We start from the raw sequence: 12,661 nt of genomic DNA, 5'->3' as shown, positions 1-12,661 counted from the left end.
GATAGATCGGGAATGGAACCAGACTTAGTTTTTAAGTTTGGTCCAGACACGGTTACGAAGATCACGCGCCTTGACCGAGCAGTTCTGCGACGCGATCAAAAGGTCTGCGTATTCTTCTGGCATGTTCACGGCCGGATCGGAATTCAGCGCCGGATCCATGAATTCGCCAGTCCCCTTGATCGAGTTCATGTAACCGGCATAGTTCGAGGCTTCTGCCGCGTTCTCGGGCTGCATCATCCAGTTGATGAATGTCTTGGCATTTTCAAGGTTCGGTGCACCCGCCGGAATGACGAAGTGATCAGCCCAATAGGTCAGACCTTCCTTCGGATAGACAAACACAGCTTCGGGGATGCTTTCCTTGGTCCGGTGGGCGGCACCGTTCCACTGCATGTGCATCTGAACTTCGCGGGCCGACATCCGGTCGATGGTCCCCTCAGAGCTGTAAACAGCAATATAGGGTTTCTGTTTCATCAGAACATCAAGGACCTTCTGGGCCTGTTCGGGATCTTCGGTACATTTTTCAACACCGGCGTAGTAGGACGCGGCATTGAACATTTCGACTTCGTCGTTCAGCGCGCCAATCTTGCCGCGGAATTCTTCACGCGGTTCAAAGAACTCTTTCCAGCTTCTTTCAAGTTCGCCGTCAACCGCGGCCGCATCATAGGTAAAACCGGTAGTGCCCCAAAGATAGGTCACGGAATATTCGCGTTCCGGATCGTATTTCATGGTGTCATGCGGCTTGGCAACATTGCCGAAATTCTCAAGGCTTTTGGCATCAAACCTGGTCGCCAGACCTTCCTTGATCATCACGTCAACCATGTAGTCGGATGCAACCGCAATGTCATAGCCCGATGCACCGGCCTGAAGCTTTGCCAGCATGGTTTCGTTGGAATCATACACATCAAGGGTCACCTTGATGCCGGTTTCTGCTTCGAACTTTTCCATCAGTTCCGGCGGAAAATAGTTCGACCAGTTATAGAAAAACAGTTCGCCATCCGCCTTTGCCGAACCGACCGACAACAAGGCGATCGCGGATGCTCCCAGAAGCACAGAACGTAGTTTCATCGTGAGACTCCCAAATAAGGACGGTGGGTTGTTTTGTTATTCGGATGGCCGGCCCGTCCGGGAACCGGCAATCCCGTTTTGAGTTTCAGAGATCAATATCGAATACGATCAATCAGGAACGAGATGCTGACAAACAAGATTGAGACAATCAGCATCATCGCAGAGACAGCATTGACCTCGGGCGTGATCCCGATCCGGATCATCCCGAAAATATAGATCGGCAAGGTCGTTGCCCCTGCACCGCCAACGAAATAGGAAATGACAAAGTCATCAAGCGAGATGATAAAGGACAACATCGCGCCTGACAAAATCCCCGGCCATAGCAACGGCAAGGTCACACGCCGGAAGGCTTTCCATTCGTTGGCATATAAATCATTTGCCGCCTCGACCAGTGCCGGGTCCATGCCCTCCAACCTCGCGCGGATCGGCAGATAGGCAAACGGAATGCAAAAGACCGTATGGGCAATGATCACGGTCAGAAGACCAAGCTTGATCCCCAATGCGACAAAGAACAGAAGGGTCGCAATCGCGGTCACGATTTCAGGTACGAGCAACGGCAGAACCAGCATGGCGGAAACACCTGCCTCGCCCTTGAACCGGCCGCGTGACATGCCCATCGCAGCCAAGGTGGCGGCAATTGTGGCCAGCACGGTCGCCGACACCGCAATTACGATGGAGTTCTGGGCCGCACGCAGCATGTCATCGTTGGAAAGGGCCGTGACGTACCAGTCCATGGTAAAGCCGGTCCAGATCGTCGCCAGACGGTTTTCGTTAAACGACAGCGCGATCAGAACGACAATCGGCAAATACAGATAGGCAAAGAAAAACATTGCCGTCGAGGTGATCCCGCGAAAACGCCACAGCGGGTTGGAAGCATCGACTTTCATCGGCTTTCCTCCGGCAATGATTTGAACTTGAACGAATAGACCATCATCGAGATCAGAACGAGTGCCAGAAGCACAAAGCCAAGCCCGGCCCCAAGCGGCCAGTTACGTGCGGCACCAAACTGGCTGCCGATCAGGTTGGCAATCATCATGAACTTGCCACCGCCTAGAAGCTCCGGCGTTACATAGGCGCCAAGACACGGAATGAAGACCAGAATACAACCCGCGGCAATGCCCGGTGCCGCAAGTGGCAGGATCACCCGGCTCATCGCACGGCGCTTGTCCGCGCCTAGATCAAAGGCCGCCTCGACCAGGCGGTGATCCAGTTTCTCAAGGCTGGCATAGATAGGCAAAACCATGAACGGCAGATAGGTATAAGTCAGACCGATGGAAACTGCGTACGGCGTGTAAAGGACATCAAGCCCACCGGTTTCAATCCCCATCCAGTTCAGCGCCCCATCAATCAGGCCGCCATTGCGCAGCAACAGCATCCACGCATAGTTCCGTACCAGAATGTTGGTCCAGAACGGAATGGTCACCAGAAAGATCAGGAAGTTCCGGCGGCTTTGGGGTTGGGTTGAAATGTAAAACGCGGTCGGAAAACCCAGCAAAAGGGCAAAGACCGTGGTCATTGCCGACAGGCCAAAGGAACGGGCAAAGATCTGAAGGTAATCAGTATTGACCACCAGATTGTCCATCAGATCGCGTTCAAAGATGAAACTGATATACGCATCCATCGAGAATACGCCCCAGTTCACCCCGCCATAATCGCCGCGCTCCAACATCGAAACATAGGCCATCTGCAACAGCGGCACGGCCATGAAGAAGCCGATATAGACCACCGCGGGCGCGACCAGCCAAAATCGTTTGGATCGTATGATATTACCCATGATCAATCCGCCAGTACCCGAATGGAGTCAGGGGACATGGTGATGCCAACACGTTCGCCCTGGGCGAAATCGGCCTTCGCACCCGATCCGTTTTGCATCCGGACTGTCAACAGGGCGTCATTGCCGAGATCAATCTGATAGGTCGTATCCGTGCCGAAATAGATGACCGTCGAAACCGTCCCGACAAGCAGATTGGCCCCGGCCTGGTTTTCAGCAACCAGTCCAAGACGTTCCGGACGGACCGAAACAGTGACCTCGCCACTTCGTTGACTGGACACATCCTGTGTCAGTTCAATGACCTGACCACCGCCAAGCTTTATGGCGCGTTTGCCAGTACCCTCATCGACAAGATTGCCAACAAGGAAATTACTGTCGCCGATAAAGTCGGCAACAAATCGGTGGGTCGGGGCTTCATAGATTTCACGGGGCGCACCGATCTGAAGAATTTCGCCCGATTTCATAACCGCAATGCGGTCTGACATCGCCAATGCTTCTTCCTGATCATGGGTGACAAAAACAAACGTAATCCCGGTTTCTGTCTGCAGGCGTTTGAGTTCGACCTGCATTTCCTTGCGCAATTTCAGATCAAGTGCAGATAGCGGCTCATCAAGCAGCAAAACCTTTGGCGCCGGGGCCAATGCCCGCGCCAGCGCAATACGTTGCTGCTGGCCACCGGAAAGCTGGCTTGGCACGCGGTCGCCATATTGGGCGAGCCGCACAAGTTCAAGCATCTCTTCGGCGCGGTCATCGGCCTGTTTGCGCGCCACGCCCTGCATTTCAAGACCGAACGTGATGTTCTGCCGGACCGTCAGATGCGGGAAAAGTGCATAGGATTGAAACACCGTGTTGATTGGCCGCTTGTAAGGCGGAAGATCATTTAGCGCCTTTCCTTCAAGCAAAATTTGCCCGGAAGTTGCCTGTTCAAACCCGCCGATCAGACGCAGCAAAGTCGTTTTGCCACAGCCCGAAGGACCCAACATGGTGAAAAATTCATTCTGAAAGATATCGACAGATACGTCGTCCAGTGCCGTGACTTTATCGGCACCCGACCCAAATGTTTTTCCAACAGACTTTGCCGAAATGACTACTTCTGACATGCACTTCCCCGAATTTGTATTTTGTAAAATGATATAAAATCTACAGAGACTTGCAATCCAGTGGTCGAGAAAGCGCCGATATTTGCAGAAGTTCCGCAATATCCGCCTTAAAATGGCATCCAAACTGGTTCTGATTGCGTCATATAGACACTTTACAAAATAATGTGCAGCGCACTATTCCCGCAAAACGAGGACTTCTGGGACAGAAAGGCAATCAGAGGACACCAAACGCACGGACATGGCCATCAGATCAGACAATGCCGGCGTCACGCAGCTTGGCAATCTGGCCGTCACTAAGGTCAGCCACCTTGCGCAAGATTTCATCGCTGTGTTGCCCCAGCATCGGCGGTGCTTTTTCATCCGTGATCGGTGTTTTGGAAAACTTGATCGGGTTGGCAACTGTCGGGACAGTTCCGGCCGTCGGATGATCAAGCTGCTTGACCATACCGCGATGCTTGACCTGCGGGTTATCAAACACACGATCAAGGGTATTGATCGGACCACACGGTACATTGGCCTTTTCAAGCACATCAATCCATGCGTCGGTGGTTTTGGTCACCATTGCCTGACGGATTAGCGGCACCAGTTCGGTGCGATTGGCCACACGGTTGCGGTTGGTGGCATAGCGTTCATCAAGCGGCAAGGCATCCAGCCCCGCGACCGCGCAGAAGCTTTTGAACTGGCTGTCATTGCCAACCGCCAGGATCAGATAGCCATCCGCCGTCGGAAAGGCTTCGTAAGGCACGATATTGGGATGCGCATTGCCAAGGCGGCCCGGCGCATTGCCGGTCGCAAGATAGTTCATCGCCTGATTGGCAAGAACGGCGGTCTGCACATCCAAAAGGGCGAGATCGATATACTGCCCCTCGCCGGTTGCATCGCGGTGGCGCAGGGCCGCAAGAATGCCAATCGTGGCATACAGCCCGGTAAAGATATCGGCAACCGCAACGCCAACCTTCATCGGCTGCCCACCCGGGGCACTATCGGGCGCACCGGTGATGCTCATCAACCCGCCCATGCCCTGAATCATGAAATCATAGCCCGGACGATCCTTATAGGGGCCGTCCTGACCAAAGCCCGTGATAGAGCAATAGACGAGTTTCGGGTTCACCTTGGAAAGGGTCGCATAATCAAGGCCGTATTTGGCAAGCCCGCCGACCTTGAAGTTTTCCAGAACCACGTCACTTTCAGCCGCAAGATTGCGCACGATTTCCTGGCCTTCGGGCTTGGTGATATCGATGGTGAGCGACTTCTTGCCCCGGTTCGCCGTCAAGTAATAGGCGGCCTCGGTGGTGTCATTGCCATTGGCATCCTTGGCAAAGGGCGGCCCCCAGCCACGGGTATCATCACCGGCACCGGGACGTTCGATCTTGATGACCTCTGCCCCCATGTCAGCAAGGGTCTGGCTGGCCCAGGGCCCGGCCAGTACGCGCGAAAGGTCAAGAACACGAAGCCCGGAAAGTGCGCCAGTCATCTGAATATCCCGAAATATCGACTTGGAAAAGGCAGCTGGGAAAAAGCAGCTGGAATCAAATCGGGCGACAACATTTCTGCCGCCGCCCGATCAAGCTTTTGGTATCAAGCCTCTGCGGTGAAGGCCTGAATTCCGGTCTGCGCCCGCCCAAGGATCAGGGCGTGAACATCATGGGTACCTTCGTAGGTATTGACCGCTTCAAGGTTCATCGCGTGACGAATGACATGGTATTCATCGGCGATACCGTTACCGCCATGCATGTCACGGGCAACACGGGCAATATCAAGCGCCTTGCCACAGTTGTTACGCTTCATCAGCGAAATGGCTTCCGGTGCGCCCTTGCCTTCGTCAAGCAGACGACCAACCTGAAGCGCGCCCTGCAGGCCAAGGGTGACTTCGGTCTGCATGTTGGCCAGTTTCAGCTGGATCAGTTGGTTCGCCGCAAGCGGACGGCCGAACTGTTTACGATCCATGGTGTACTGACGTGCGGCGTGCCAGCAGAATTCAGCAGCGCCCATCGCACCCCATGCAATGCCGTAACGTGCCTTGTTCAGGCAACCGAACGGACCACCAAGGCCCTTGGCATTTGGCAGCATGTTTTCTTCCGGCACAAAGACATTGTCCATGACGATTTCGCCGGTGATCGACGCACGCAGCGAAAACTTGCCTTCGATCTTCGGTGCCGACAGCCCCTTCATATCCTTTTCAAGGATGAAGCCGCGAATGACGCCTTCGTCATCCTTGGCCCAGACGACAAATACGTCTGCGATCGGGCTGTTGGTGATCCACATCTTGGCACCCGACAGGGTGAAACCACCATCGGCCTTGCGTGCACGGGTTTTCATGCCGCCCGGATCCGAACCGTGATCCGGCTCGGTCAGGCCAAAGCAACCAACCCATTCACCGGTCGCCAGTTTCGGAAGGTATTTCTTGCGCTGTTCTTCGCTGCCATAAGCATAAATCGGATGCATCACAAGCGAGCTCTGCACCGACATTGCCGAGCGATAACCGGAGTCAACGCGCTCAACTTCGCGGGCCACCAGACCATAGGCGACATGGTTGACACCCGGTCCGCCGTATTCCTCGGGGATGGTCGGGCCAAGCAGGCCAAGTTCGCCCATCTCGGTCATGATTTCACGATGGAAAATCTCATGACGGTTGGCTTCCAGAACGCGGGTCTGGAGGTTTTCCTGACAATATGCACGGGCCGCATCGCGGATCATGCGTTCGTCTTCGCTCAACTGCTCTTCAAGCAGGAGCGGATCTTCCCAATGAAACGGTGCGCGGCTTGCCATTCACATGGTCCTTTATGAATTTTTCTACAGAAAGCAGGGGCAGCGCCATAGAAGGGCGAGATGACGCTACCCCTGAAAAGCTTAGTTGCTTATGGGTTAAAGCTAGGAACTCACCAGCCAACTTGCAAATGATAAAAGTGATGCAGATTATGCAAAAAACTCATAAACTATCCTGAATTGATCACATCAGGATATCGTCTTGGCCCGTCGCATTCCCAGCCTGAAGGCACTGAGTTGCTTTGAACAGACTGCCCGGTTTGGCAGCGCATCGCGCGCCGCAGAGGAACTTTATCTGACGCAAAGTGCGGTCAGTCGCCAAATACAAGGCCTTGAAACCTGGCTTGGCTGCAAGCTTTTTGCCCGTGAAAAGCAACGATTGGTCTTAACGCCAGAAGGCGAAAGTTATCTGCAATCCATCCGACCGGCCCTTGATCAGCTTGAAAGTGCGACCTTGACCCTTTTGTCGGGTGGATCGGAAAGCGGGGTTTTGACGGTTGCCGCGCCGCCGACATTCGGATCGCGCTGCCTTATTCCATTACTGCCTGACTTTCGAGCCAAGTATCCCGACATTGCGATCAATTTCATTTCGCGGATCGGCATGCCCGATTTTGATCGTGAACAGATCGATATCGCAGTTCTGTTCGGCGAAGGAAACTGGTCAGAACTTGATGCCCACATCCTGCATGGCGAGGAAATGGTCCCGATCTGCAGCCCGCAACTGGTTGCCAATCTGGGACGCACGCCACAGCCAGAAGACTTGCGAAACTTTCCGTTGTTGCATATCGCGACCCGGCCACGCGGTTGGGCCGACTGGCTTGCGGCAAGCGGGCTTAGTGATATTGACGGTGAAAACGGACCGAAGTTTGAGCATTTCACCATGGCCATGCAGGCCGCCGTTGCCGGACTTGGTGTGGCATTGTTACCGACCTTTGCGATCACCGATGAGCTGGCAACCGGCCGGATCATTGCCCCGTTCGGCCAACCCAAGGCCAGTCCGTTTCACTATTACGCCTGCTGCCCGAAAAGCCGCGCGCGGCTTCCCAAGATCCGGGCTTTTATGAACTGGCTTGATCAACTTGATACGGTAAAGAACCTTGCCCGTGAAATTGCCATGCAAGGCAAACTGGCCTGATCAGCTTGCCTTTTGATCGGCTGATAGCGCACGCAGTGCATTCATCCCGCGGCGGCGCAGCACATCAGCATCTTCCGGACCATCGACAATCTCAAGCAAGCGTACCGTGGCCATCAAGTTTCGCTGCGCGTTCGGAACTTCTTCGGGTGTCAGTCGACGCATGCTGTCAACGCCTGCACGACCGATCTGATTGAGCTTTTTCTTAAGCTCCACCACCGCCTTTGCTGCCGAACTTTGGGCGGCAAGCACATCGGAAATGCGGGCGGTTTCGGCAATTGCCTCGGCCGATTTTTCAGCGGCTAGGACTTTCTCGTCATCGAATTCCTGCGAGAAGATCGGACGGGCAAGTGCACCACGCCCCGATCCAGGGCCTTGAGCCGCTTCAAGCTTTGGCAAGGCATCGATCACGCGTTCCGGCGTTGCGCCAAACATCGTATCGGCAAGCGCGCGCGATACCCGACGACGGGTTTCAAGCAGCTTTTCACCCCAACGGCCATCCTTGCGGATTTTAAATTCGCGCGTGATGCGGACAAATTCCGACGCATACCAGCGGGCGAGTGACAGGATGTGGGCTTCGTCCTTGCCGGTGCCGACACCCTGTTCAATCTCGGTTACTGTCTCGGCCAACAGGTCAATGATCAGATCACCGGTTTCAGCAAGGTTGGTTTTCTCGATCGTGCGGTCATCAGACTTGGTCGACAGCACACGGATCAGCTTGAACAACTCGCTCGGCCGCAAAAGGCGCGCCAAAACCGCGAGCAGGAACATCGGCTCAAGCCCGGGCTTATCCTTTGAGATCGACATGAACAGGTCACGCAACCATTTCACATCGCTTGCATCAAGCACCCTGATCGGTGCGGACGGGAAGCGTTCACGCAACTGCGCAATTTCGTCGCCAACCCGCAAGATCTTGCCGACTTCGGCAAAGGCCGTAAGATGAATGCGCGAGCCAAGACGGGTTGCCAATGCGCGTTCCTGCTTCACCCCGGTATGAGAATTTTCAAGTTGATTCTCAATCGTCTGCGCCCCTATCTGCCAAAGCTTACGCTCGGCGATGGCAAGTTTTGCAGTGTCGCGGGTCGCAGCAGCCTTGTCGATGTCCTTCATCGCCTGTTGGAACTCAGGACCACCGGATTCCACCACAACATTCCAGATTGGCATCAGTGATGACCGGCTGATCCGGATGCTTTTTTCATTCGGCTCGCCAGAGGTCAGCAGATCTTCAAACGGATCGCAGAACTGACGCATCGGTGTCGGATAGCGTTCCGGTTTGAGCGATGCCAGACGCGGGCGCAGGATCTGAAGAATGGCTTCATGGGGCAATGGCAATTTGGGATCGGCACGATCGCTTTCGATCGCGCGCGTGAAGCGGGCAATTTCGTTACTGCTGAGCGATTCAAACAGTTTGCCAAGTTGCGAAACGCCAAGCTTTCCGGCGTCTTCAATCTTCATGCCGACTGTCTCCTGAAGCGTTCGAGACGATCCATCATATCGGCGTCAATTTCACCACTGCCCAGCTTACGCAATTCACCAGCCCAAAGCATCTGATTAACACGGACATCAGCCCAGAACTGCTGTTCGGACTTCTCAATCTCTGAAAGCGGCAAGACCGGCGCAAAACTTGCGACTTCCTCAACAGTTTCGCGCTGTTTTGCGCGATCCGTAAGAGACCGCCTATCCCAGACATCAATCAGTTCCTGCCAACCATCAAGCAGCCACCAGAGATACTCAATCGTTTCACCAATAGCCTTTTTGGCAGTTTCCCAATCCGTCAGAACCTTGCCAAGTTCGCTGTTCCAGCTATCAACTTCCTCGATGCGCTTCAAGGCATGATTACTTGTCGAACGGGTCGCACTGACGATACGCCCGGCCATAAACCGGAAGTCGGACTGTTCGGAATTTGACCATTCCTCGATATCTTGGGCGAACTTCTTAAGCCCGTTGGCCAGAACGCGAAGCTGGCCCTGACATCCCTCAAGGTCCAGACCAACCGGGGCGATCATCTTGCTCCATTCGCCAAGACTATCAATGATGGTGTCATTGGCGACCTTGTGCTCGGATGCAAAGCGGTTCAGCGCCCGGCGAGCGCGAATTTGACCTTCGGTGGTCATCAATTCTTCGCGCTTCATGTCCTTGACAGCATCACCACCGAGTTGGCGCAGGGCCTGATGGAGAACCGCCATCTGCCCAAGTTCGCGTGATGCTTTTTCCGTCCAGTTGCGCCGCGTGCAGGTGCGCGCCAGCTCCACCCCGCCAACGCCGGTACTGCCAACGTCGCGGCTATGCTCCAGAACCGTTTGCGGACGTACATCCTCCAACTCGATAAGGCGGTCGTAAAGCATACGGTCATGAACCGAAAGATCGAACACTTCGCGCAATGTATCGAGCGGTAATTCATAGGTGCCAAGTCCGCCAGACAGACCGGGCAACATGATCATTTTCCGTCCGGCCTTGCCAATGGAAACGCGCGCGTAACGCAGGGTTTTGGTCGTAAAGGGAGTCCTGACACCGCGCGAAGCAAATGTTTGCGGCAAACACGCCAAAGGATCGTCCGGCACCTCATGCGGTTCAGGAGATTTGTGGCTGACGGAATTTACGATCTTCTGTTTATTCATTCTTGGCTTTGGCTAAGCGGTATCGGCGCTATAATGTCTGGTGGTCACCCTGACGCCCCTTTAAGGGCAGGATTCCCGGCGTAAGAAAGCAGTACGTAATGAACATTTTGTCATTTTGGCCAGAAATCCTCGGGACAACTCAGACTACCCCGACAAGGTGGTAAATACATTAACAACCTTCCCCGAAATTACCACGATCAACTGGCGGCGCCAAATTGCCATTTTTCACCGAATGTCAGCAAGTCCTTATAGTGTCTCTTGCGCTTTTTCCCACGTTTTCACATACGCCTTCCATTCTGCGCCGTCCGGAATGGATTCATCAACCGTCAAGAATGCCCGACTGTCGATCATGACGGCCACTTCTTCGGTTTCCACCGGTGCCTTTACCATCTTTGTCTGATAGGCGCTTGGATGCGGTCCGTGCGGGAAACCGCTTGGATGGAATGTTGCCATGCCGGCCTTTATCTCGCCGCGGCTGAAGAATTCGCCCCGGTGATAAAAGATGAACTCGTCAGCATCTTCATTCGAATGATAGAACGGCACACGCATGATGCCGGACTCGCCCTCTCCCACCTTGGGGATGAAGGTGCTGATTGAAAAGGTTTCTGTGACAAAGGTGCACGACGCTGCGGGCGGCGTTCTCTGACCTTCGGAGCGATGTTTTGCAAGGTCGCGCCAATTCAGTTTCACCACACAAAGATCGCCTTCCCAACCAATCGCGTCCAGCGGATTGAACGGATAAGTCAGGGTCGAAACCTGCCCGCGGCGCTTGATGTGAATTTCCCAGAAGGCATCGTCTTGCTGGGAAATGAAGGCGTCATCAATTCTGGGCAAGCTAAACAGCATCGGATTAATCGCGCTTGGCCCACCCTGTGATGCATCCGGCAGCTTGAAGGCAGATGCCGTTGCCTCGATCATCATGAATTCCGAAAGTTCAGATGGTTCAATCCGCCAGGCGGTGCCACGCGGCAAAAGGATATAGTCCCCGTCGCAATAGGGTAGATGACCGTAATCGCAAAACAGCGCCCCGGACCCGTTGTGAACAAAGATCAGCGTATCGCCATCCGCATTACGGGCAAGCGCATGCATTTTGCTTTCAGTTTTCCAGTAACGTACTTCCATATGATCATTGTGAAGCACCCGGCGGGCTTGCAATGGACAAGCCGGGCCTGGTGAGAGCTTGCCAAGGGAAAACGCACGTGGTCGCAAAGGACCTTCAAATGTCGCCCAGCCGGCCGGCGGGTGACGATGATAAATTTGCGCAGAAGGGCCGGAGAAACCGGCACGCCCGACTTCGCGCTGATATGTTTTTTGGTCGCCTTGCCCATCAGAGCGCGCGACACATTGACCTTCGCTGTTTGGCAGCCTGATCCAGTTCGTCATGTGATCCTCCCAGATCGGTTTTATCGGGAGCCAAACGGAGTGGATCGCAACCAAGCCCCCTTTCTACCGATATGAGAAAGAAGTGGTTGTTTTTCAAGCGTTCCGAATTGCAAACACAAAATCATTGAGCATCTTTCTGCATTCGCAAAATCAACCTATGATATCACTACAGTTCTTTAAAGGCAGTGTGCAGGCCAGGGACCGGAAACGATGTCAGATTGTGATACTCAGAAGGCGATTTTCCCGAAACAAGGCAAGGGCCGCAGCTACGACATGGGTCGAATTAAAGCCGACTTTAAGGCCGATGGTCAGGAAACAGCCAATCAGTATTCCATTTCTGAATGGTGGATGGAGCCAAATACCAAAGGTATTGGCGCGCATTCCCACGATGACGGGAACGAGATTTTCTATGTGCTTGAGGGTACAATGAGCTTTCTGATCGGTGAAGATTGGCAAGAAGCAGAAAAAGGCAGCTTTATATACGTCCCCGCCGGCATTCAGCACGATTTCGAAAACCGCAGCAGAGAAAAGGCGGGCGTGCTGAACATTTTTGCGCCCGGCGCCTTTGAAGAAAATATGCCGAAGATCGTTGAATGGTTCAAAGAAAACCCGCCACAGGACGCGGTATGAAATCGGGCTTCAAGCCCTGCACCAGGGCATGCTTTGTTCTTTTGGTCATAGGGGATAAATGGTGCGCCCGACAGGATTCGAACCTGTGGCCCCCAGATTAGGAATCTGGTGCTCTATCCTGCTGAGCTACGGGCGCACTGCCAAAAGGCAGCTTTCCATTAGCAGCAAAACCGATGGCGATCAATCCACGAGGGGA

Annotated in this window: 11 protein-coding genes and 1 tRNA gene; 2 read left to right on the top strand and 10 right to left on the bottom strand. The window is 54.1% G+C overall.

Translation table 11 applies throughout. The annotated features are described in order from the left end of the window. Positions 1 to 24: 24 nt before the first annotated feature. From B2T33_RS19385 to B2T33_RS19360, 6 genes are all read right to left on the bottom strand, one after another. On the bottom strand, positions 25 to 1,065 hold the full coding sequence (locus B2T33_RS19385) for an extracellular solute-binding protein (protein WP_286792917.1): 1,041 nt from the start codon (positions 1,063 to 1,065) through the stop codon (positions 25 to 27). A gap of 92 nt (positions 1,066 to 1,157) precedes the next feature. Beyond that, entirely contained in the window at positions 1,158 to 1,952 is a 795-nt protein-coding gene (locus B2T33_RS19380) for an ABC transporter permease (protein ID WP_063088623.1), read from the bottom strand. After that, positions 1,949 to 2,839 (bottom strand): ABC transporter permease, encoded by an 891-nt coding sequence (locus B2T33_RS19375; protein WP_064779788.1) that lies wholly within the window; start codon positions 2,837 to 2,839, stop codon positions 1,949 to 1,951. The genes B2T33_RS19380 and B2T33_RS19375 overlap by 4 nt, the downstream gene beginning before the upstream one ends. Before the next feature lie 2 nt (positions 2,840 to 2,841). After that, a complete protein-coding gene (locus tag B2T33_RS19370; protein WP_197145955.1) occupies positions 2,842 to 3,936 on the bottom strand; it encodes an ABC transporter ATP-binding protein in 1,095 nt (364 codons plus the stop codon). Positions 3,937 to 4,186: 250 nt separating this feature from the next. Then, positions 4,187 to 5,410: a CaiB/BaiF CoA transferase family protein gene (locus tag B2T33_RS19365; protein WP_197145957.1), complete on the bottom strand. Its 1,224-nt coding sequence runs from the start codon at positions 5,408 to 5,410 to the stop codon at positions 4,187 to 4,189. 104 nt (positions 5,411 to 5,514) lie between these two features. Further along, complete coding sequence (locus B2T33_RS19360; protein ID WP_197145959.1) at positions 5,515 to 6,705, bottom strand: acyl-CoA dehydrogenase; 1,191 nt, start codon at positions 6,703 to 6,705, stop codon at positions 5,515 to 5,517. A gap of 199 nt (positions 6,706 to 6,904) precedes the next feature. Between B2T33_RS19360 and gcvA the strand changes: the two genes are divergently transcribed. Next, positions 6,905 to 7,837: a transcriptional regulator GcvA gene (gcvA, locus tag B2T33_RS19355; protein ID WP_197145961.1), complete on the top strand. Its 933-nt coding sequence runs from the start codon at positions 6,905 to 6,907 to the stop codon at positions 7,835 to 7,837. Here the strand turns inward: gcvA and B2T33_RS19350 are convergent, their stop codons facing one another. The 3 genes from B2T33_RS19350 to B2T33_RS19340 all read right to left on the bottom strand — a co-directional run bounded on the left by B2T33_RS19350 (position 7,838) and on the right by B2T33_RS19340 (position 11,574). Further along, on the bottom strand, positions 7,838 to 9,289 hold the full coding sequence (locus B2T33_RS19350; RefSeq protein WP_197145962.1) for a hypothetical protein: 1,452 nt from the start codon (positions 9,287 to 9,289) through the stop codon (positions 7,838 to 7,840). After that, on the bottom strand, positions 9,286 to 10,275 hold the full coding sequence (locus tag B2T33_RS19345) for a hypothetical protein (RefSeq protein WP_197145964.1): 990 nt from the start codon (positions 10,273 to 10,275) through the stop codon (positions 9,286 to 9,288). Before B2T33_RS19345 ends, B2T33_RS19350 begins: the two co-directional genes overlap by 4 nt. 423 nt (positions 10,276 to 10,698) lie before the next feature. Next, the gene (locus B2T33_RS19340; protein ID WP_252723981.1) at positions 10,699 to 11,574 is read right to left on the bottom strand and encodes a homogentisate 1,2-dioxygenase; all 876 of its coding nucleotides are present in this window, start codon (positions 11,572 to 11,574) and stop codon (positions 10,699 to 10,701) included. A 471-nt stretch (positions 11,575 to 12,045) separates the two neighbouring features. Here B2T33_RS19340 and B2T33_RS19335 point away from each other — a divergent pair, with 471 nt between their 5' ends. Then, positions 12,046 to 12,465 carry a cupin domain-containing protein gene (locus B2T33_RS19335; RefSeq protein ID WP_197145968.1) on the top strand — a complete coding sequence of 140 codons (420 nt, stop codon included), beginning with the start codon at positions 12,046 to 12,048 and terminating at the stop codon, positions 12,463 to 12,465. 59 nt (positions 12,466 to 12,524) lie between these two features. On the opposite strand, the gene B2T33_RS19330 is transcribed toward B2T33_RS19335, so the two are convergent. Beyond that, positions 12,525 to 12,601: transfer RNA gene (locus B2T33_RS19330), tRNA-Arg, on the bottom strand. Between the last annotated feature and the right edge of the window lie 60 nt (positions 12,602 to 12,661).

It is taken from the genome of Thalassospira sp. UBA4513 (genome assembly GCF_002388495.1).
Taxonomy (GTDB): Bacteria; Pseudomonadota; Alphaproteobacteria; order Rhodospirillales; family Thalassospiraceae; genus Thalassospira; species Thalassospira tepidiphila.
This window is presented reverse-complemented; position numbering and strand designations above follow the sequence as displayed.

Excerpts from the sequence above, each read along its gene's own strand:
- B2T33_RS19385 (WP_286792917.1), bottom strand. The coding sequence starts at position 1,065 with ATGAAACTACGTTCTGTGCTTCTGGGAGCATCCGCGATCGCCTTGTTG.
- B2T33_RS19380 (WP_063088623.1), bottom strand. The coding sequence starts at position 1,952 with ATGAAAGTCGATGCTTCCAACCCGCTGTGGCGTTTTCGCGGGATCACC.
- B2T33_RS19375 (WP_064779788.1), bottom strand. The coding sequence starts at position 2,839 with ATGGGTAATATCATACGATCCAAACGATTTTGGCTGGTCGCGCCCGCG.
- B2T33_RS19370 (WP_197145955.1), bottom strand. The coding sequence starts at position 3,936 with ATGTCAGAAGTAGTCATTTCGGCAAAGTCTGTTGGAAAAACATTTGGG.
- B2T33_RS19365 (WP_197145957.1), bottom strand. The coding sequence starts at position 5,410 with ATGACTGGCGCACTTTCCGGGCTTCGTGTTCTTGACCTTTCGCGCGTA.
- B2T33_RS19360 (WP_197145959.1), bottom strand. The coding sequence starts at position 6,705 with ATGGCAAGCCGCGCACCGTTTCATTGGGAAGATCCGCTCCTGCTTGAA.
- B2T33_RS19350 (WP_197145962.1), bottom strand. The coding sequence starts at position 9,289 with ATGAAGATTGAAGACGCCGGAAAGCTTGGCGTTTCGCAACTTGGCAAA.
- B2T33_RS19345 (WP_197145964.1), bottom strand. The coding sequence starts at position 10,275 with ATGATCATGTTGCCCGGTCTGTCTGGCGGACTTGGCACCTATGAATTA.
- B2T33_RS19340 (WP_252723981.1), bottom strand. The coding sequence starts at position 11,574 with ATGGAAGTACGTTACTGGAAAACTGAAAGCAAAATGCATGCGCTTGCC.
- B2T33_RS19335 (WP_197145968.1), top strand. The coding sequence starts at position 12,046 with ATGTCAGATTGTGATACTCAGAAGGCGATTTTCCCGAAACAAGGCAAG.